Origin of the sequence: Flavobacterium branchiophilum FL-15 (assembly GCF_000253275.1) — a bacterium.
Taxonomy (GTDB): domain Bacteria; phylum Bacteroidota; class Bacteroidia; order Flavobacteriales; family Flavobacteriaceae; genus Flavobacterium; species Flavobacterium branchiophilum.
Genome location: NC_016001.1, coordinates 3,389,088 through 3,409,988 on the forward strand (window position 1 = coordinate 3,389,088; position 20,901 = coordinate 3,409,988).

The window sequence follows — 20,901 nt, forward strand, 5'->3', positions numbered from 1 at the left end:
ACGTGAAAAAATACCTCTTTGCTATATTATGTTTTGCAAATTTATGGATTAGTTGCACAAACCCAACGCCACCTCAAGTGGCATTTTATTATTGGAAAACACAGTTCAGACTTTCGGAATCAGAACAGCAGACCTTGCACAAAAATCATATAAAAAAACTGTATATTCGATATTTTGATTTGGTAAAATCAGACAAACAAGTTTGCTACCCAGAAAGCCCCATACATTTTCAAACGGCTACAAACAATTATGACATTGTACCCGTAGTGTATATTCAAAACAAAGTGTTTATCAACCAACAAGATGTAGTGGCATTGGCCCGTAAAACCTTTGATTTTATCGATCAAATCAATCAAAAGAATGCCATCACATGTCATGAAATTCAATTGGATTGTGATTGGACTTTACAAACAAAAGAAAATTATTTGGCATTTATAGAAGCTTTCAAAAAAATATCACATCAATCACTATCGGCCACTATTCGATTACACCAAGTAAAATATTACAAAAAAACCAAAATACCAAGTGTAAATTCAGGTGTTTTGATGTATTATAATATGGGCAAAATAGCTCCCGACGAGCAAAACTCTATTTATAACCAAAAAGTAGCCCAAAAATACATACAACATCTCGATACCTATCCGTTGCAACTTCGATTGGCTTTGCCTATCTTTTCGTGGGGCATTCAAATCAGAGACGGTAAAATAATTGGATTAATAAACAAAATAAATGATAATGATATAGAAAAAGATAGTAATTTTGTAAAAATAAAACCGCATTTTTATACCATAAAACAATCTGTATATCAAAATGGTCGTTTTTATCGTTCGGGTGATGTTTTGAAAATAGAAAAAATTACAGAAAACGATTTGGAAAACATGATTGCGGATTTAAAAAACCAACATTTTGAACCAAAAGAGATTATTTTTTATGATTTGGATGAAAAAAATACAATTAATTATGAAAAAAACATATACCAAAAACTGGCTCATCGTATGTACTAGTAGCTTATTAATGATTTATGGCTATATTTATGCTTGTTCAGATTATGGCGACGATTGGGGCTGGGGTTTTGATTCCAATTTTACTCCAGAAACATTTGTGGACGAATCCTATACCCCTTTAAACTTGTCTTTGGATGTGTTTTATAAAATAGGGTATGATAATCAACACAATACCCGATTTGACGACGAAATTTTAACAGATTGGAAACAGTATTTGGGCCATGAAATGAAGCCCCAAATGGTACAACATTTTTTGAAAGATTCGAGCTTGGTAGATGTAGAAATATTGAATAATTTTTTCAATGTGAATAGAACCAATCCTGTTGCAAACAAATGGCGTTCAAAAATAGACATCGTAGGAAAAAAAACCAAAGAATTTATTACTTTTCTGTATTTTGCAAAAAAAATAGAAGCTTTTTCAACAGATTCAAGTTCATGGTATTATGAAAAAACACCCGTAAAAACCTTAAATGATGCTGATTTGGTAAAATTGTTGGAAAACAAATTCCAAACTGCTACCTCTGATTTTGTAAGAAATAGATATTGGTTTCAAATCATCAAAGCTCATTTTTATAGTACAGACCCCTCAAGAGCCATTGCTTTTTTTGAAAAAACTGCATTTACAGTACCCAAAAACACCTTGTATTACAGGGCCTTGTCTTATGTGGCAGGCATAGAATACCGCCAAAAAAATTATGTGAAATCTAATTATTTATACAGCATTGTCTTTGATAAATGTCCGAAATTGCGGGTAGTTGCGGCTTATTGTTTTCATCCTCAAAACCAAGAAGATTTTTATGGATCATTAAAAATGGCTAAAAACGCTAAAGAAAAAGCAGCGCTTTGGGCGGTGGCTGGCTATTATGGTGACGAAATAAATGCTGTTGAAAATATTTACAAACTAGACCCTCACAATGTCCATTTGGATTATTTGTTGAGCCGACTGATCAATATTCAGGAGCAGCATTTGAAAGTCGATTACGCTACCAAAAACCTCTCCGAAAACAAACAAGCCATTCATCAAATCATAAATGCCAAGGCTTATCAATTGGTTTTGAAAATTGCCGACGAAAATGAAACTACCAAGCCTTATATGTGGCAAATAGCTGCGGGTTATTTGGCTACTTTAAACGAAAACTATTCACTTGCCAATGGGCTATTGGACAAAGCAAGTCAAAATATTCCGCAAACTACTTTGGTCAAGAACCAATTGAGATTGCTCCGATTTGTAAACCAATTGAGTAGTATAAATGAATTGAACCCTGAAAAAGAAGCATCAATTATAGCTGATTTGAACTGGTTGTATTTTGAATTGCCTAAACAGAACATCGAAAATTTTCGTTATCAAAAGGCCAGTCAATGGAGTAAAAATTATGTATCGGCTTTGTTCAAACAGCAAAACAATCATGTAATGGCAGAATTGTTTAACAGACAAACTCCTTTTTATGACGATGCCCAACAACTACAAAACATGAAAAATTTTATGGAAAAATTGCAAAAAACCGATTTGGAAAAAATTGGGGAGCAAATATATACTGTTAATTTTTCCGACATCAACGAATATCAAGCCGTACAAGCTACATGGGACAACCGCATTCAAGAGGCTATTGATTTGATGCAACATGCAATAAACAAAAAAGACATCGCATTTTTGGCTAATCCATTTAATGGCAATATCAAAGACTGCCATGATTGTGATTTTAATGCCTATCAAAAAAAGAAATACAGCCAACTTGCGTTTTTAAACCTGATCAAAACGATGCAAACAAATTTGACCAAAAAACAAGATGTATATACTAATGCTTTGCTGCTAGGCAATGCTTTTTATAATATTTCATACTATGGCAATGGTCGCATTTTTTATGAAGGCAACATCAATGGAACGGGGTCTGCTCCTTATGATTTTAGAGACAACATCAAGAAAAGAATTATTAATACAAATCTGGCCCAAAAATATTATGAATTGGCCTTTATTAATGCCAAAACCGATGAACAAAAAGCCAAGTGCCAATACCTTTTGGCCAAATGTGAACGAAATGATTATTACAATCAAAAATATTACTACATTGATAAATGGTGGGAAGTTAAAGAGGACAACATCCACTTTTTGGCATGGAAAGGGTTTCAAAATTTGAAAACCAATTATGCCCATACGGCCTATTACAAAGAGGTGATTGCCGAATGTGGATACTTTGTAACGTATCTCAAACTTTAAAAAAATAGCGGTTTTGTACCGCTATTTTTTTTTAGAAAACCCTATATAATATTGAATACCAATGCCAAAAGCATTTTTGATGGTGACAGGCGTGTTGCTATACTTTAGCCTAGATACAGCGTTTCCAAAATTAATATTATCATAATATAAATTGAAAGCCAAGCCATCGGAGTTTCGGCTAGAGAGTTGGGTATAATAGCCCACACCTAGTCCAATACTATGCCGAACTTCCTGATACGAAAAAGTTTCGTTTGTAGTCCCTGCCGCAGGATTGGATGGGTTTTGAGAAAAAAGATTGCCTTTTGCAACAATTTTTGTCAAACTATAACGGGGCAAAATTTGGAAATAACCTTTGTTAAGGGTTTTTAGTTCCGATCCTCCAAAACAAACTTTGGGAACAAAAGCCAAGCCAAAAGCCCTAAAATCTCTGTCCAAAGATTGGAGTAAAAGGTCCTGAGCATTGGTTTTTTCTTGGGTTTGTAAGCTTCCAAAATACACATTGGCTTCCAGTTCGGGCACCAGCCAGTGGTTTATCCGATAATCTGTGCCAAGCCCCAGTTTGACATAGCTAGAACGGTCCAATTTGGTATCCAAATAAGCCGAAACCCCCGTAAAAAAACGGGCTTTTTGAGCCTGAATAACACCACTCGAAATACTTAACATAATGACAATGGATTTTTTCATTTGATAGAAGGGTTTATTTTAAATTATTTTTATAAGCATATATACACAAATCTACTGCTATCCCAAAGGCAACCATCGAAAAAATCCGAATACCATCGCTGTCAAAAAACGAGTCTTTGTACCATGTTGAAATAAAAACAAAAAAAATAATTACTGTTAGTAATACCAATTCTACAAAAAATTTTCGGTTGTTGTTTGTCATTTTATTTTTATTTTATTGATGTTGATATTATTAAAACCTGTATTCCATTTTCAAAAGTACATATCTTGGCAATAACCTGTATGTAGTTTGTGTGGTATTAACATCTGAAACACTATAATTTTTAAATGTTTTTGTATTAAAAAGATTATTTCCAGATAAGAAAAAAGTTAGTTTGTTTTCTTTAAACACATATCGAGCTTCTAAATCTAAAAAATAATATTTATTATTATTGTTTTCTATATTTCCAAAAAAGTATCGTTCTGATTGCACTTGAATATTAAAAGCATTACTAAATATAAAAGACAAATCTAAAAAACTCATATTGTTTGTAAAGTTGTTTTTTAATGTGGTTTGAACTTCATTATAGTTCCATTTTGATCCAACATGATAGTTAAAAAATCCTCGAAAACCCGAACGTAATTCAAAACCATAATCGGCATTGAAGTTTTTAACTTCTCTTAAACTAGAATTGTTTACAATGTTTTTGAAGTTGGTTTTGGTTGCTCCTAAATTGATTTTTAAGTTGGCTTTTACGGGCTTAAAATAGCGGTCGATGCTTGCTGAAATAGATAAAAATTCACGGTTTTTGATGATTATTTTTTCAGATTGTGAATAATTTTGACCAATACTAGAACTCGTACTGAAAAAGTCATTATTTTTGGAATATAAGATAAAAGTATTGGCAAAAAATTTGTCGCCCCAACTTCCAAAGGTATAATTTATAATCGCACTTGAGGAATTTAATTGATTGAACGCTTCTAAACCTTTTGAAAATGAACGGAAATCTGTTTGAACAAAACCCGAATATACGTCTAAAACTCCAGCATTTGTTGTGTTATAAGAATAGGAAGTGAGGATTTTATTTTTGTTGTTAATTGTCCAATCTAAGCCAATTTTTGGCATTACAAAAAACGGATTTTGTTTTAATCTTACATTAAAATTATCTAATTGATTGAACAATTGATGGGCATCTGATTGTATTAATAAAGTTATTTCCTTAAATTTAAAACGGTTTTTAACCGACAAATACATATCATTTGTAGTGTAAGTTAAATTATTTTGATACTCATTTGGAAGAGCTAAATTAATTGCATTTTGTAACAATTCAAAACGAGTATTTAAAGCGTCAATTCGTAGTTGATAACCCATTTTAATTTCAAACAAATCACCATTTGACTTTTTGTTTAACAAATGAGCTTCAAGTCCTGCAAATTGCATTTTATTTTCGCTAAATTGTTTGGTGTTGTTAGCATTATTTGTAAACAAATCATTAAAAATAAATTGATTTACTGAATAATTTTGTGGTGTTTTTTCGTTGATGTACCTTCCAGATAACATCAATACTTGTTTATCTTTAAACTTGTTTGTATAAACTACTTTTTGGTCAAAAAGTTGGTTGTTTGCATTTAATCTTTCATTTAGTATATCATTATTAAACAACAAATCACTTCTATTTTCTTCGTTGGTTTTGTTAAATTTCACCGTGTATTCAAAGGTTTTAGTTTTTGACATGTCGTAAGATAAATCTATTTTCCCAAAACCCGTTAATTGCATTTTTCTACCGTAAAAATCTTCGGTGTTTGTAAATGAAGTTGTTCCAACTGCAAAAGTTTGAAAACTATTTCTAAAAAAATCAATTTCATCGGTGTTTAAAAAGCCTAATGTTTTGAGTTTAACCTTATCTGATAGTGTAAAAATACTATTTAAAGACAACATTTCGGCATTGTTGAGATGGACTCTTTTTTGTTTAAGATTTGGTCTATCAAAACCTAAACTTAATAATATATTGGCTACCTGGTCATCGCCAATACTTGCGGGTTCATCATATCTATAAGGACGTATTAAGTGATTGATATCTCCAACAGCATCAACACCTATATCATTGAAATTGGTTAAGAAATAATGTTTACTTTTTTTGCCAAAGTTCATCAAATTGCTTCTCACTTCATATCTGTTTTCAGAAACTAACCCATATCCAGCTAGTATATTGCCAAACCAAACTCGTTTGGCATCTTCCTTAAGTGTAAGATTTAAAGCCACTTTTTCGCTATTTTCAATACCTTTTAAATGTTTGTTATTGGAATAATTTTGTATCACTTCTACTTTGTCAATGGGGTTTACTGGCATGTTTTTTGTAAGGATTTTGTATCCTTTTTCAAACATATCATCGCCATCCATCATTACTTTTTCAACTTCTTGATTACCTATTTTTATAGTACCATTTGTATCAATATTCAATCCAGGTATTCTTTTTATCAGATCTTCTACCACTTGTTCGTTTCCTTGCAAAAAAGATTTTGCATTAAAAATAACCGTATCTTTTTTTATGGTAATTGGACGATCTTGTTTTATTATCACTTCTTGTAAATATAATGGTTTACTAGTTAAAATGATGTCTTTTTCAATTACTTTTTTTTCACTTGTAATTCCAAGTTCTTCTGTTCGTATTTCGTAATTGAGTGAGGAAAATGTTAAAGTAAATTTACCCGTTTTATTAATTTTTAGTTCATAATATCCTTTTTCATTGGTAGTACAAAACATGATAATTTCTTTAGAATTTTCATCCTTTAGTATTACATTCGAATTCAAAGTAAAATTGTCGCTATTTCTTACAAAACCATGAACAGTAGTTTGGCAATAAATAGCATTACTTAACATAAATAATAGAAAACAGTGTAGTATTGTTTTAATCTCGTTCAATTTGTGCTTTATTATTAACTTTTACTTCAATAGAAAAACCTCTTTCTTGCTTAGACTCCATTGTCTGAATTAATTCATCAATTTTTTCTTTTTGAATACGTTTTACTTTATCAAAAGGAATAATATTCATAGGTTTTATTTTTATTGCAGCATTAAAGGGTATGCTGATTTTTTTTACCGAAAAGTGCACTTCATTTTCAGAATCATAAACTTCTAACATTAACCCAGGTAATCCACTGAATTTCCATGGTCCATAATTATTACTTAAATCTGTAGAGTACCAAGCTATATAATCTCTTCCTCTAAAGGTACATGTTGCCTTTTTGCATAATAAATTATAGATTGTTTTTGTTTCATTTGATATAATCCAATTAAAATTCGGAATGACTTCTTCAACCCAGTCATGCGTTTTTGGAGAGAATATACACGTATAATGTAATAGTTTTTTCTCTACTAAATCATTATAAACTATATGCGAAATAGTATCTGCAACTGTTATGTTAATATTTCCGTCTTGATCTGATTTTTCACTATCTTCGGATAAATCATGATAAGAAAAAATGGATGCTTCATTATTAAATAATAATTCTGCATTATACTTTTTTAACATAAAAGTCATTTCATATTCGATCTTACTATTAAAATTTTTCTCTTGCGAAAATAAAAAAGAAGTGTAAAAAATTATTAAAATTAAATGTCTTGTTTTCATATTTAGCTGATTTTAAATTATTTAGCACTTTAAGTAATTTGAAGGGCTATTGGTTAAAAAAGGTTTATAATATTTTGATCGCAATTTTGTTTCTTTCTTCTTTTATTGGCAAAAAAGTGCTCCTATTCATCTTTAAATTTTCTTTGGGCTAAAGAGACAAATCCCTCAATTCATAGCTAGAACGGTTCCATTTGGTATCCAAATAAGCCGCAACCCCCGTAAAAATGGGCTTTTTGAGCCTGAATCGTACAACTAAAAATTGACCATTTGTTAGTTAAAGCCAAATTTGACACCGACAACACATTGAGAGGGTCTAATTATGCTATTGTTTGAGGTAAATCCCCAGTTATTTAATACTATTTCTTCATACATTTTTGTGTTTAATATATTTGTCCATTTGAATTCAATATCAATTTTACGCTTGATATTAGTGTATTGATAACTTAAATCTAAAAATTGATTTTTGAAATTTTGATTATTCATTTGGTAATCATATTGGTCATAATAAAATCCAAATGTTTGATTTGAAAAAGGATAAAACAATATTTTCATATTGCTTTTAAGGGTATTGACCATATTACTATTTTCAATTTTATTTATGGCATAGGAAACATTATACTCAAATGTGAGCCAATTAAAGTAATTATTGTTTGTTGTAAAACCAAATCTATTTCCAATTGTATGAATCTTTACCATATTGGAATTTAAAATCATATTATTGGAATTGGAATTTATGCCACAATCAAGTGCTACTTTTGATTTGCTTTTTGTAAAATATTTGCTGATTTCAATACTTACATTTTTATTTAACGATTTGTTTTTTGTCAAAATTTGTTCCAAAATAGATTGTCCGTTATCCAAAAAACTTTGAGAAATAGTATTATTTGATACGTCTTGACTAAATTCATATTGTAAGTTTAAAAATAAATTATATAATAGTAGTTTATATTCCAAATTTCCTCCTAACTTTTTAGAATTTGTATGTTGAATAGCAGTATTTTGTTTTGTAAAATTCAAACCTGAAAAAATATAGGACGGATAAATTGAACTCAAATTACCAAAATTATTATGTATTGAAGCATATAAATTCTTTGAAAATTCAGTTGAGAACTTATATTTTGTATTGATACTTGGTTCAAAAGTAAATTTATTTAAATGTCTATTAAAGTCCACAAAACCATCTTTTGCCTCAAACATATAATATTTTACAGGTAAATTTGTATTAATAGACCAAGATTCGTTTATATAATTTATTGAAACACCCGCATAAGGAAGGTATTTTTTCCAACCCATTTGGTTATTAAATTCACTTCCAAAACCCATTTCGCCATGATTTGAATATTCACCAAAAAAATGAGTTGCTAATTTTTTTGCTTCTATATCAAAACCAATTGAAGGTATCAAAGAAACTTTTTTTATAGCTAAAAAATAAGCCGCTTCATTTTGTAAGCTTAATGTTTTTTCTAAAACATTTTGTATTAAATTTTTAGTGTTGATATTTGAAAATGAAGGTATGTTTATATGATTTGGCGGTGCCACAATATATTTTTGTTTGTCGAAAATATAATTGAACGTAGATTTAATATTGGCTATTTTTTGACCAACTAAAAACAAAGCACTCAAAGAATTTTGTAGTGAATAACCAGGCGATGAAATCGTTTGATTTGTGTTGGCATCATGAAGTACGGTACTACCTTGTATGGTGTTCCAATTTCCTTTGTATGTAGTAGTGTTTTTTAGAAAATTTTTATCAGAATTTTTAGACAGTATTATTTGACTTTTGAATTGATTATTATCCGTCAAAAATTCATTCTCACGTTTATATGCTATCGTGCTTTGCAAATTCCCAAGAGCATCAAATACATTTACTTTTGCAAATTGATTACTATTGGTATTTATTTTATGATTATAAAAATTAGTATTTGCCTTAAACTCCCAGTTTTTAGACAAATTTACCAGCAAATTAGCCGAAAAAAGTTGTGTTTTATTAAACAAATACCTCTTTTCTTCTATTTTTGGCAAATCGGTTTGCGAAACTTGCAACCAATTACCTGTTTGATTGTCAAAAGTTACACCTTCAAAACCTTCATCAAAAGATAAAATTTGCAATTCATTAGTAACATTTTCTCCAATGTTGTTTGATTTGTAATTCAAAAGATATTGATATTTTTTTGTAAATACCATAGGTGTTATTGCTACTTGCCATAATAAAGGCGACAATCCCACACCAATATCAGCTTGGCCAGTTAATGTAATATCTTTTTTTAATTTAATATTAATAGCAGCTCGTTCATTCGGCACAGTTGTTTTGAGTGCTTTGATGGGCTGATGGTTTTCTAATACTTGTAGTTTTGTTACGGCATCTTTTGGCATAGAATTGATTAATGTTCCATACCCACCGGCCATTAAATCTTTGCCGTTAACATAAAATTTATTTATAGGAGCTCCTTGGTATTTTATTAATCCATTGGTATCAACTTCTATCCCAGGCATTTTTTTCAAAACATCTGCCAAAGTTCTGTCCTCTTTACCTTCAAATGAATTGATGTTATATGTTAGGGTATCTCCTCTTTTTTGTATTTCTTTTATATCAATTTTTACTTCTTCTAGTTCTGTTATCTGACTTTTTAGTGTAAAATTCAACTCTTGAGATTGTGAATTTATGGGTTGAATTATTTTTTCATAATTCATTGCAGTAATAACCAAGTTTAATTTTAGGTTAGTATTTTCAATATCTACCTTATAGTCGCCATTTTTATTCGTAATTGAAAATGCCAATACACTATCGTCCGAAGGGTCTTCAATAGTAATACTAGCATTTTCTACGAACGCTTTGTTTTCATTAATCACTTTGCCACTTATTGTAATTTGTGAATAAGTGATTGAAATTATTAATAAAAAAAACAAGGTTACTATTTTTTTCATTTCATACTTGTATTGATTATTAATCCGTTAGTTCTATTGGATTGTAATTTTTTTCTTTTTCTTCCAAAAATTGTTGCCCTTTTCTTAATAATTTTGCATCTTTTTCATTCGTTAAAAAATAGGGGTGAATTGCAGCTTGTTTTCTTATTTTTTCATACTGAATTTTAGATGTTTTTTTGGATTTAGATGATTGATGGGTTATAAAATTATTACTTACTCTTTTTTTATACTTATAAATTAAAAAGTTGTAATCCTTTTTTTCATCATATATTTCAAAAATCAATCCTGGTAATCCATTAAACTTATAAGGTCCAAAAGGCATTGCATGCTTTGGCGAATAATATGCAATCCAATTTCTACCCCATTTAGTAGTTGTCGCTTTTATACATTTAATACCATTAATGTTTTTTAACTCTTTGGTTATTTTCCATTTAAAGTCAATAGGCTCTTCATAATAATAAGAATTAGACTCTATTTGATTGGTAAATTTGATTTGACCTTCCTTAAAAAAAACTGTAAAAGGCAAATCGGGCACATATTTCCCAAATGTTTCAAAATCCTTTTGTATATCTCCAGTTTCTCTAATTTTACCATAATCCAACAAGGAGTCTTTTACATATACACTCATATTCTTAAAAAAACTTTCTTTTTCATTGCCTAATAAAATAAAAGTATTTTTCAAAAAATCGGGTTTCTGATTTTTATATTCTTTAAAATTTAATTCATATCTAGCCTCAAATGTAATATTCATTTTTTGCTGACCAAAAATTGTACTTAACGCAATAAAATAAATTAATAGGGAAAATGTTTGTTTCATATTGTTTTTTATAACCGCCTCAAATAGTTTAAGGCGGTTGAATACTTTAATTATTAATGAAAAGTTATACTAACTCTATCTACTCCACATGTCATTCCATTGATGTATCGTAAATAACTAACTACTTCGCTTACTGTATTAGCTCCTGGTTGGTTTATAGTTAAAATAACCCCACAAGAAGTACGAAATACACCACTCCAAGCAAAAGATTGAGCTGTAATCATAAAAACTGAAATAAATAATAATATTTTTTTTATTTTGGTTAAAAATTTTAATTCATAATGTTTGTTTTTTTTATCTTTTATTGGCAAAAAAGAGCTCCTATTCATCTATAAATTTTCTTTGGGCTGAAGAGACAAATCCCTCAATTCGTAGCTACTGAATATTTTATAGTTTATTTATTAAAACTATATCTCAAAAATATACAATAATAGAAGAAAAAAGGTGTCAAAAATGATGTTTTTTATGTCATATTTGATATTTATTTTGTCATATTTGACAAATGTATTAAAAATGTTTTATATTTTTATCGTTAATTAGTTATATTTTTATGTAAATAGGTAAAAATTAAAAGCATTAAAGGCTGCAAAAGGTTATTCTACTGATGAAATCGCAGAAATGTTAGAGATTTCAAAATCTACTTATGGAAGGTATGAACGAAATGAAAGTACCCCAGATTTGAAAACTTTAGAAAAAATAGCTCAAATATATAATATTGAACTGCACGAACTTTTATCGCAGGAACATTTTACTCTGAATCAAAAAAATAAAACCGGAATTAATAACGGCATTGTTTTCAATCAAATATCTGAAAAACTCATAGAATCATTTGAACAACGTATTGCTGAAAAAGATGCCATAATAAACGATTTAAGAGCTTTAGTACAAGAGCTTAAACGTTAATTTTCTTTAGCCCTATTTGCTCCTCATTTTTCAAAATAAAGCAACAAAAAACCTCATTTTAAAAAAAATGATTGAAGTTATAGCAAAAGTAATTGTAATTCCTTAATTTTGAAGCCTTATATTATGATTTATGACAACTACCAAACACAACTGGAGCAAAGAAGAAATAATTGCTATATACAACAAACCCTTAATGGATTTGTTATTTGAAGCCGCCAGCATTCATAGGCAACATCACGACCCAAATGTAGTGCAGGTTTCTACACTTTTGTCTATAAAAACAGGGGGGTGCCCAGAAGATTGTGGCTATTGCCCACAAGCTGCCCGATACAATACGGGGGTTGCTGGCAACGATTTGATGTCGGTTTCGCAAGTAAAGGCACAAGCTTTGAGAGCCAAATCGAGTGGTTCGTCTAGGGTGTGTATGGGTGCGGCTTGGCGAAATGTGAAAGATGGCCCCGAGTTTGACCAAGTGCTAGAAATGGTACGAACCATTAACAAACTCGATATGGAAGTGTGTTGCACTTTGGGTATGCTTACCGAAAATCAGGCACAACGTTTGGCCGAAGCGGGTTTATATGCCTACAATCACAACTTGGATACATCCGAAGATTATTATAAAGAGGTTATTTCGACTAGGGCTTTTGACGATAGAATTAAAACGATTGAAAACGTTCGTAAAACTAATGTAACGGTTTGTAGCGGTGGTATTATTGGAATGGGCGAAAGCATCGAAGACCGTGCAGGCATGCTTGTAGCTTTGTCCACTCTAAATCCTCAGCCAGAATCGGTGCCAATAAATGCTCTTGTGGCCGTAGAAGGTACACCTTTGGAAGAAGAACAACCTGTTGAAATTTGGGAAATGATTCGTATGGTAGCCACAACCCGCATCATCATGCCTCATACTCAAGTACGATTGTCGGCTGGTAGAACCAATATGTCCAGAGAAGGACAGGCTTTGTGCTTTTTTGCGGGAGCCAATTCTATTTTTGCAGGCGATAAACTTTTGACAACACCAAATCCTGATGTGAACGAAGACATGAAAATGTTTGAAACTCTGGGTCTTGTGCCTCAAAAGCCGTTTATCAAACTCATGCAACCTGAAACTGTGGAAGCAGAAGATTCTAAATTTCAACCTTTGGGCGAAAAACCAAAATGGACCAGACCCGAACATAAAATTGAACGCAATTTAGAAGCTGCTGGCAAACTGGATTAAGCCATTTTATATTTGTATAGCTCAATGATTATTTAGTACATTTTGCGTTGGGGATAGCAGTAGAAATCCTTTTTTGAGGCTTTTTTTGCCTCAAAAAAATTATACCAAATATATTTATAAAATAGTCCAAAGATGCGTAGTTATTTTTTAGAGAAAATTTTCAAAAAAAATCGTTGCATAGCTGGGCTACGGAACTATTTTTTTTGGATAATTTTAGCAAAAAAGAACAAGTAGATTGGACTATTTTATATGTATATTTGGTATTATTTCACAATATTATATTTCTTTTGGAATTCAATAAACATTGTTTGAAATGGATAGCCCAACCCTTTGGGGAACGCCCAAAATATAGGAATGCTCATGGGCTGTTTTATACCAATTATACACATAAAATATATTTGGTATTAGATAAAAGCCCTTAAAATCAGTTACTGATTTTAAGGGCTTTTCTGTGTTTGCTATTTTACTTCTTTGATGTCTGATTTCAAAAGCCAACCCTTTGTACCATCGGTTAGTTGTACTTTTTGAAAATTATTTTGGGTTTCAAACACCATTACTTTTGTGCCTTCGTGCAGCACTTTTATATTTTTGGAGTTGGCTGTGGGGGTCTTTTTGAGCCCAGTAGATGCCGCAAATATAATGGCTGGCCTGTCATTATCAAATACGTTTTTTTCATATATTCCAGATCCTAAACTTATTAAAATGGACAACAAACACAAGGCCATTGTAACAAAGAAAAATCGTTTGAATGTGGTATTTTCTGAAAAATAATACAAACAAAAAAACAACAACACCCCAACACTAAAGCCCACAGCTATCCAAGCCCAAGTATTGTAATGAAATGTACCAGTTAGGTTTTGAAGCAATTTTGCAAAACCCACTTTTGGCACGTCCTTAATGTCGTCTATTTGTAGTTTGTGGGCCAGTTGCAAATTGTTTTCGGCTGCGGCATTTTTGGGGTTTAGCACCAATGCTTTTTCATAATAATAAATAGCAGGTGCCACTTGGTTGAGTTTATAATAGCAATTACCCATATTAAAATACAGTTCAGACGACTGTTTGTGTGTCGATAAAATATTTTGATAAGCCTCTAAAGCGGCTTGGTATTGCCCTGATTTATACAGCACATTGCCCGACTCAAAGTTATTTTGTGCTGTGGCAAATGGTAAGTAAAATAATAATATTAGGATACAATATCTCATGTTGATGATGTCTAATTTTTTGTACAATTATTGTTTGGTTGATTGACTCAATTGTTTTTCTAAATCGCTAATAATCATTACGGCTCTATCATAATCCTGTTGGATACTAGCAGTAGATGATGGAGCATATCGGGCTATTTCACAATTTTCTGTAAGGTCTAAAAAGGCAGTTACCGTTTCGGGATTTGCACTTTTGCCCAGCAACAAAGCCTCGATGTTTTCTTTGCTCATTTCGGTTGTTTCAAGATGCAGCTTGGCTTTCAAAAAGTTGTGCATGGCTTTTTCCAATGCAATATAAAAAGCGGCTTTGTTTTGCAATTGTTTCTTGGCTTGCGACAAATATTTTTTGGCCAATTTTTGATTCATTCGGATTCTATTGCCCACAATGTCGCTGTCTAAAGCTTCTTTTTTCTTTTTCAAGAAAATAATAATTGGAATCATTAGCAATGGCAATAGCAAAAATAAATAGCATTTTGTAGAACCCAAAAAGTCGTTTCGTTTTGTAGAAATCCATTGGGTTTTGGTCAAATTATCTATCATTTTTAAATTTTTTACCTTATTGGCTTTACCAATTCCTACAACAGGAGTAGTCGATACATATTCTGGTCCTTCGAGTACATCTACCATAATTTCGGGCGATGTAAGGGTTTTATAGGTGCCCGAACTAGGATCAAAATAGGAAAAAGTCATTGGTTTTACAGGATATTTGCCTTTAAATTGGGGTACTATAACATATTTGTCTGTAATGCTGCCCGTCATGCCACTCAAAGGGGTGGTAATATTCTCGGTGTGTTCTGGATCATACATTTCGAGGGCGGTTGGCACAACTGGTTTGGGCAACGAAAACAATTTCAAATTGCCCTTGCCCGATACACTTACATTCAAATTCAAACTTTCGCCACTTTTCAAACTCGTTTTAGATGGCGTTACTTTTAAGGCAAATTGCCCCACAGCACCTGTAAAATCAATAGGTTTGCCTGCCTCAGGAAGGGGTTTAACGTTGATCACTTTGTTGCCTGCCGATACTCTTTTTTGATCTTCGACAACCATTATTTGACCAAAAATATTACGCCTATTGGTTGGCAATTGCACATCTACATCAATAGCAAGTGGCTCTATTTCGAGTTTGCCCGATTTTTGTGGATACAAAACTACTTTTTTCAACACTACATAGCGGTAGTCTTCGCCTTTGAATTTGGCTTGTTCTAATTGTAGCTCTTTGATTTCGATATTCTGACTCCAAAAATCATTGTATTTTGGTTTATTGGCTTCCAAAAAATTGGTAATTCCAATATTGTTACTAAAATACAATTTATACACCACCGTAATGGGTTCGTTGATATAAGGATTGGTTTTAGAAACATCGGCTACCAAGTGCAACTCTGTGTCTGCCGACAGTTGCGGCTGTTCGCTTGGGTCTCTTGGTCGTTGCACGGCGTTGGTAACGGTAATTTTTACGGGATTCGATTTGAACACTTGCCCGTTGTATTCGATCGTGGCCGATTTTAATGTTAAAACCCCTTTTTGAAGGGGCAACAAGTAATAGGAATAGGCTTTATTAAAAGTGCCTCTTCCATTTACCCAAGTTTGACTAACCTGTTGGCTTGGTCCGCCAACCACCCGAAAACCATCTGCCTGAAAATTGGGGGGTACAAAATTGTCTCCATCAAAATTCATCGAAAAATCAACCCTCAAATTCTCGTTGATTCCAAGTGTGGTTTTCGATACTTTAGCTTCAAATTGCATTTGAGCCAAAATACTTTGACTACATATAAGTAATATTAATAAATATTTTTTCATTTTTACTTGTTCATTCTTGTTCTAATACAAAGCTTCCTACCAATCTTTTTCTGTTTGTTTTGGTTTGCCTTTTACCTTTTGTGCATTGACTTTGTCTTGTACTTTTTTCTCTTCATTGTTTACGGCCTCCATCAAGTTTTGAAGCCTTTGTTTAGATATTTCTCCTGGTTTTTCTTTTGGCTCGCCTTGGTCTGGGTTTTGTCCTTTGTTGTCTTTTTTGTCGTTGCCTTTACCGTCTTTTTTGTCTTTATCTTGGTCGCCTTGATTGTCTTTTTTGTCTTGGTCGCCTTGCTTCTTATCGTCTTTCTTGTCTTTGTTTTTATCTTTATTTTTGTCTTTATTTTGATTGGGATGTTCTTTATTCATTTTTTTTGCCAATGCAAAATTATAGCGGGTTTCTTCGTCATTTGGATTATTCCGAAGGGCATTTTTATAAGCTTCTACCGCTTCTTCATAATTTTTTTCTTGCATACAAGCGTTGCCCAAATTATGATAAGCATTGTGTTTTTCTGGAAATACTTTGGCGGTTTTGGCTGCTTTATTAAATGCTAGTTTAGCTTCGCCATGTTGTTTTTGAACATAAATTGCGTTACCTAAATTGTATGTAGGAATGTTTTTTTGTGTTGTTTTGCTGTTTGCCAATCGATAATTGGCTTCGGCATCTGTATATTTTTTGGCTTGAAACAAGTCATTGCCTGTGGTAATATCTTTGTTTTGTGCGCACACACTTATACTATTTAGCAACAGGGTAAATGTGAGCAACAATATTATCTTTGCTTGTTTTTTCATGTGTATCAAATTATTTTTCATTAAACAAATTCAGGTTTTTTATCCATTTTGTTTTTCTTTCTAAAAAGAAAACATCTACAAAAAGCAATACCAATGCAATACCTAAAAACCATTGGAATTGGGCCTGAAATTCTGCCATTTGTGTGGCTTCAAATGTTGTTTTCTGTATGTTGTTCAACGCATTTTTGATGTATTCTAAAACTTCTTTGGTGTTGTTGCCGTCCACATAGCCTCCTTTTGTGGCTTTGGCAATTTTGGTTAATCCTGCTACATTGCGTTTGGTTATTACTTCGGCTCCTTGATTGTCTTTCTTAAATCCTTGTAACACACCGTTTTGTTTCAAAGGAATTTTTCCTCCGTTTTCTGTACCAACGCCAATGGTAATAATTTTCATTCCAAGTTTGTTGGCAGCTTCGGCCGCGGCTTCGGCCCCCTCAGAATGGTCTTCGCCATCAGAAATAAGAATCAATAATTTACTGGTTTTTTTATCGTCATAAAATGTTGATGCTAGTTTTATGGCTTCTTCTAATGATGTTCCTTGAGACGATACCATATCAGTATTGGCACTTTGCATAAACATTTTGGCAACGCTATAATCTGTTGTAATAGGCAAAACAGGAAAAGCACTGCCCGCATAAGCCACTATTCCTATACGGTCGTTGCCCAATTGCCCAATAATTTGGGATACCAATTGTTTGCTTTTGTCGAGCCTGTTTGGAGCAATATCTTCGCAAAGCATACTTTTTGAAACGTCTAATGCAAACACTATGTCGATACCTTCTCGTTTTACGGTTTCCATTTTTGTACCAATCCTTGGATTGACAAGCGCAATAACCAAACAAAGTAGGGCTATGCTAAAAACGACAAATTTGAGGATGGGTTTAAACTGCGATTGGTTTGGACTTAATTTTTGAACTAAATCTAAATCGCCAAATTCTTGTTGCTTTTTCTTTTTCCATATTTGATTATAGAAAAACAAGGCCCCTAACATCAAGATGATGGGCAACAAATAAAAATATTTTTTTTCGTCTAAATCGTACATTACTTTATCTTTTATTGTTTTTTTATGTTAAAAAAACAGTCGCTTTGATGGCATTACGTTGTTAAATAAAACTTTTGAAGATTGTTTTTCTTAAACCAAATTCTACAATTAATGCCATAAAGGCTAATAATGCAAATGGCCTGAATTTTTCATCATAATCATAAAATTTCAGCTCTTCAATTTCGGTTGTTTCTAGTTTGTTTATTTCGTTATAAATGGCCTCGAGCTTGCTGTTGCTTGTGGCTCTAAAGTATTTGCCTCCTGTGTTTTTGGCAATACTTTTCAATAGTTTTTCGTCTATTTCTACAGGCATCATTCTAAACAAGAAAGTGCCATTTGGAGCAATAGCATACGGAAATTCGGCATTCCCATTGGTACCAATACCAATAGTATATACTTTTATACCAAATTCTCGGGCAATGTCTGATGCGGTTTCGGGTTCTATAAATCCATTGTTATTTACACCATCTGTCAATAAAATCACCACTTTGCTTTTGGCTTTGCTGTCCTTAAGTCGGTTTACAGCAGTGGTTAGTCCCATACCTATTCCTGTTCCGTCTTGTAGCACACGATCGTATTTTATGCCTTTGATGGCTTCTAGTATAATGGCTTTGTCGCTTGTTACGGGTGTTTTGGTATAAGCTTCAGAGGCATATACTACTAGCCCAATACGGTCGTTGGGTCTGTTGGATACAAAACCTTCGGCAACGTCCTTTAGTGCTTCCATCCTATTGGGTTTCAAGTCTTTGGCCAGCATACTACCCGATACGTCTATGGCCATTACAATGTCTATCCCTTTTGTAATTTTGGTTTGATTGCTAATGTCCACTGTTCGTGGACGGGCCATAGCAATGATAATGGCGCTCAAAGCCAACATTCTCAGGACTATTAATATTGGTCTGAGCTTAATTTTTAGCGTAGTACTCCCTTCAAAACCTTTGATAGCACTTACCGTTAGCGTTGGTGCATTTTGATTTTTTTTCCAAAAATGCCAAGCTATGGCAAATGGCAAAAGCAAAAACAACCAAAAGAAACCTGGATTTAAAAAAGTTACTTTTTCCATTATGATTTTGTGTTTTTGATTTCGATAGATTCTATAATTCTGTTTGCAATTTGATTGCCATACATATCGCCTCCTTTGTGTACAATAACTACTTGCTGAAAGCCTCCATTTTCTTTAAAAACGATAATTTCAAAAATCGTATTTTGCTTTTGTTTAGACACTGGATCCATAACTTCCATTGTTCCAGTGGCTTTTACACCCTGAACTCCTTGTTTGGTTTGAAAGTCTTCTTGGTTTTGAACAATATTTTGTGCCCCAACGGCTTGCCATGATTGCAAAGTACCTTCGATAGCTTTTTTCAAATCCATTTCCGTTTCTTGTTTGTAGGCCGTAGATGTTACCAATACATAAAAACTATCGAGTAAACTACCATATCCAAACATGGAACCGTCTTTTGTTATGGCCAAAACTTCTTTTGGAATAAGCTTGCTAATGTCCATGCGTTGCAACACTTTTGGGGTTTCTAGCCCTACATTGCCAATGCCATATTCGCTATATACCCATTGTCCGTCCAATAATTCTTTGGTTGGATGACCAATCACATTGTCTTTTACATAATCAAATCCTCGGGTGGCAATAAAATAAATGGTTGTTACAAAAAGCAACATTATAGCTACCAATGCAGAGATGACAATGCGTTTGATTTTTTGTTTTCTTTGCAATTTTTCTTTTTGAATGTTGTTGTCCAAATGATCTGTTTCCGAAGGGGTTTCGGTTGGAATCGATTGATGTACTGCAATAATCACGTTTTCTATGCGTTGCTGATCGGCGGTAATAAAATCGTCATCGGGCAACACTTTTGCAAATTTGACCAAATCGGCTTGTTTCAACACTTTTTCTAAACCAAGGATTGTTTCTTTTGAAAGGGCTAATTTTTTAGTTTTTGTTTCCTTTTTCAGTGCTAAAATCAATTCTGCCGTAGTACTTTCTTTGGCCGGAATTTCCATAACCTCTTCTATATATTCTCGGGCAATGTCTGTTAGCTCGCTATAATGGGTTTTGATTTCGCCTTTCTGCCAAAGTCCTTTCTTTTCTAACAATTTGAGTTCGCCAATAGCTTTTTCAATAGGCGAAGCATACCCCACATTTTCTAGTTTTTGTGCTTGTTTTTTCTTGATAAAATAATACACTGCGGCTACAATGCCCCCAATAAGCAGCAGGCCCAAGAGCCACTTCCACCAGTTTTTGTTGTTTGATTCAGGACTTGCAATGGGCTTGATGTCAAACATTTTTTGTTTGAGTGTATCTACAACAACATCGGCAACTTTCACTTTGAGGCTGTCTGTCCAAAAGGGTTTGTTGTTGATCAATACTTTCATTTTTGGAATAACATATTGTCCTGAGTCAAATTGGGTTAGTCCATATTTTTTTATCAATTCATATTGGGCATCTTTTTGAATGGTATCGGTTACATAAACCCGAATTATTTCAAACGAACCCCATTTTTTGTCTTTAGGAAAAACAACTACCGTTCCCGTATCGACCGTAGTTTTGAGCGTAATATTGAATTGTGCTCCAATTTTTTTTTGGGTAGCATCTATGGAAGTAGCCATTTTGTTTTGTGCCAACAAAATAGTACTTACAAAAAGCATTAATAAGGATAATTTTTGTTTCATTTTATAAAAATAGC

Annotated in this window: 16 protein-coding genes and 1 pseudogene; 4 read left to right on the plus strand and 13 right to left on the minus strand. The window is 32.5% G+C overall.

All coding sequences use genetic code 11. The annotated features are described in order from the left end of the window. The first annotated feature begins 2 nt into the window (after positions 1-2). Both FBFL15_RS14825 and FBFL15_RS14830 read left to right on the plus strand, forming a co-directional pair. Entirely contained in the window at positions 3-1,004 is a 1,002-nt protein-coding gene (locus FBFL15_RS14825) for a hypothetical protein (RefSeq protein WP_014085323.1), read from the plus strand. After that, a complete protein-coding gene (locus FBFL15_RS14830; protein ID WP_014085324.1) occupies positions 961-3,219 on the plus strand; it encodes a hypothetical protein in 2,259 nt (752 codons plus the stop codon). Before FBFL15_RS14825 ends, FBFL15_RS14830 begins: the two co-directional genes overlap by 44 nt. Before the next feature lie 21 nt (positions 3,220-3,240). Here the strand turns inward: FBFL15_RS14830 and FBFL15_RS14835 are convergent, their stop codons facing one another. The 7 genes from FBFL15_RS14835 to FBFL15_RS16570 all read right to left on the minus strand — a co-directional run bounded on the left by FBFL15_RS14835 (position 3,241) and on the right by FBFL15_RS16570 (position 11,480). Next, positions 3,241-3,903 carry a hypothetical protein gene (locus tag FBFL15_RS14835; protein ID WP_014085325.1) on the minus strand — a complete coding sequence of 221 codons (663 nt, stop codon included), beginning with the start codon at positions 3,901-3,903 and terminating at the stop codon, positions 3,241-3,243. A gap of 13 nt (positions 3,904-3,916) precedes the next feature. Further along, positions 3,917-4,105, minus strand: a complete 189-nt coding sequence (locus FBFL15_RS14840; protein WP_014085326.1) for a hypothetical protein — start codon at positions 4,103-4,105, stop codon at positions 3,917-3,919. 30 nt (positions 4,106-4,135) lie between these two features. Further along, entirely contained in the window at positions 4,136-6,763 is a 2,628-nt protein-coding gene (locus FBFL15_RS14845; protein WP_014085327.1) for a carboxypeptidase-like regulatory domain-containing protein, read from the minus strand. Between the two features lie 28 nt (positions 6,764-6,791). Beyond that, a complete protein-coding gene (locus FBFL15_RS15935) occupies positions 6,792-7,514 on the minus strand; it encodes a GLPGLI family protein (RefSeq protein ID WP_014085328.1) in 723 nt (240 codons plus the stop codon). 270 nt (positions 7,515-7,784) lie between these two features. Further along, positions 7,785-10,439: a carboxypeptidase-like regulatory domain-containing protein gene (locus tag FBFL15_RS14855; protein ID WP_014085329.1), complete on the minus strand. Its 2,655-nt coding sequence runs from the start codon at positions 10,437-10,439 to the stop codon at positions 7,785-7,787. A gap of 19 nt (positions 10,440-10,458) precedes the next feature. Continuing rightward, entirely contained in the window at positions 10,459-11,256 is a 798-nt protein-coding gene (locus FBFL15_RS15940; protein ID WP_014085330.1) for a GLPGLI family protein, read from the minus strand. Positions 11,257-11,309: 53 nt separating this feature from the next. Then, on the minus strand, positions 11,310-11,480 hold the full coding sequence (locus FBFL15_RS16570; RefSeq protein WP_014085331.1) for a hypothetical protein: 171 nt from the start codon (positions 11,478-11,480) through the stop codon (positions 11,310-11,312). 352 nt (positions 11,481-11,832) lie between these two features. On the opposite strand from FBFL15_RS16570, the pseudogene FBFL15_RS14870 reads away from it, so the two are divergent. Next, positions 11,833-12,159, plus strand: a pseudogene (locus FBFL15_RS14870) (helix-turn-helix domain-containing protein); the annotation flags it as partial. 130 nt (positions 12,160-12,289) lie between these two features. Further along, positions 12,290-13,375 carry a biotin synthase BioB gene (gene bioB / locus FBFL15_RS14875; RefSeq protein ID WP_014085333.1) on the plus strand — a complete coding sequence of 362 codons (1,086 nt, stop codon included), beginning with the start codon at positions 12,290-12,292 and terminating at the stop codon, positions 13,373-13,375. Positions 13,376-13,833: 458 nt separating this feature from the next. Here the strand turns inward: bioB and FBFL15_RS14885 are convergent, their stop codons facing one another. The 6 genes from FBFL15_RS14885 to FBFL15_RS14910 all read right to left on the minus strand — a co-directional run bounded on the left by FBFL15_RS14885 (position 13,834) and on the right by FBFL15_RS14910 (position 20,887). Continuing rightward, on the minus strand, positions 13,834-14,604 hold the full coding sequence (locus FBFL15_RS14885) for a tetratricopeptide repeat protein (RefSeq protein WP_223302332.1): 771 nt from the start codon (positions 14,602-14,604) through the stop codon (positions 13,834-13,836). Further along, positions 14,605-16,377 (minus strand): BatD family protein, encoded by a 1,773-nt coding sequence (locus FBFL15_RS14890; protein WP_014085335.1) that lies wholly within the window; start codon positions 16,375-16,377, stop codon positions 14,605-14,607. 36 nt (positions 16,378-16,413) lie between these two features. Beyond that, on the minus strand, positions 16,414-17,166 hold the full coding sequence (locus FBFL15_RS14895; RefSeq protein WP_014085336.1) for a tetratricopeptide repeat protein: 753 nt from the start codon (positions 17,164-17,166) through the stop codon (positions 16,414-16,416). Positions 17,167-17,176: 10 nt separating this feature from the next. Continuing rightward, positions 17,177-18,208 (minus strand): vWA domain-containing protein, encoded by a 1,032-nt coding sequence (locus FBFL15_RS14900; RefSeq protein WP_014085337.1) that lies wholly within the window; start codon positions 18,206-18,208, stop codon positions 17,177-17,179. Between the two features lie 61 nt (positions 18,209-18,269). Then, positions 18,270-19,271 (minus strand): vWA domain-containing protein, encoded by a 1,002-nt coding sequence (locus FBFL15_RS14905; RefSeq protein ID WP_014085338.1) that lies wholly within the window; start codon positions 19,269-19,271, stop codon positions 18,270-18,272. Next, positions 19,271-20,887 (minus strand): hypothetical protein, encoded by a 1,617-nt coding sequence (locus tag FBFL15_RS14910; RefSeq protein ID WP_044032357.1) that lies wholly within the window; start codon positions 20,885-20,887, stop codon positions 19,271-19,273. The genes FBFL15_RS14905 and FBFL15_RS14910 overlap by 1 nt, the downstream gene beginning before the upstream one ends. Between the last annotated feature and the right edge of the window lie 14 nt (positions 20,888-20,901).

What these genes read in the sequence shown, in the direction of transcription:
- FBFL15_RS14905 (WP_014085338.1), bottom strand. Translation starts at nt 19,271, where the DNA reads ATGGAAAAAGTAACTTTTTTAAATCCAGGTTTCTTTTGGTTGTTTTTG.
- bioB (WP_014085333.1), top strand. Translation starts at nt 12,290, where the DNA reads ATGACAACTACCAAACACAACTGGAGCAAAGAAGAAATAATTGCTATA.
- FBFL15_RS14900 (WP_014085337.1), bottom strand. Translation starts at nt 18,208, where the DNA reads ATGTACGATTTAGACGAAAAAAAATATTTTTATTTGTTGCCCATCATC.
- FBFL15_RS14890 (WP_014085335.1), bottom strand. Translation starts at nt 16,377, where the DNA reads ATGAAAAAATATTTATTAATATTACTTATATGTAGTCAAAGTATTTTG.
- FBFL15_RS14840 (WP_014085326.1), bottom strand. Translation starts at nt 4,105, where the DNA reads ATGACAAACAACAACCGAAAATTTTTTGTAGAATTGGTATTACTAACA.
- FBFL15_RS14845 (WP_014085327.1), bottom strand. Translation starts at nt 6,763, where the DNA reads ATGTTAAGTAATGCTATTTATTGCCAAACTACTGTTCATGGTTTTGTA.
- FBFL15_RS14895 (WP_014085336.1), bottom strand. Translation starts at nt 17,166, where the DNA reads ATGAAAAAACAAGCAAAGATAATATTGTTGCTCACATTTACCCTGTTG.
- FBFL15_RS15935 (WP_014085328.1), bottom strand. Translation starts at nt 7,514, where the DNA reads ATGAAAACAAGACATTTAATTTTAATAATTTTTTACACTTCTTTTTTA.
- FBFL15_RS14835 (WP_014085325.1), bottom strand. Translation starts at nt 3,903, where the DNA reads ATGAAAAAATCCATTGTCATTATGTTAAGTATTTCGAGTGGTGTTATT.
- FBFL15_RS15940 (WP_014085330.1), bottom strand. Translation starts at nt 11,256, where the DNA reads ATGAAACAAACATTTTCCCTATTAATTTATTTTATTGCGTTAAGTACA.
- FBFL15_RS16570 (WP_014085331.1), bottom strand. Translation starts at nt 11,480, where the DNA reads ATGATTACAGCTCAATCTTTTGCTTGGAGTGGTGTATTTCGTACTTCT.
- FBFL15_RS14910 (WP_044032357.1), bottom strand. Translation starts at nt 20,887, where the DNA reads ATGAAACAAAAATTATCCTTATTAATGCTTTTTGTAAGTACTATTTTG.
- FBFL15_RS14830 (WP_014085324.1), top strand. Translation starts at nt 961, where the DNA reads ATGAAAAAAACATATACCAAAAACTGGCTCATCGTATGTACTAGTAGC.
- FBFL15_RS14855 (WP_014085329.1), bottom strand. Translation starts at nt 10,439, where the DNA reads ATGAAAAAAATAGTAACCTTGTTTTTTTTATTAATAATTTCAATCACT.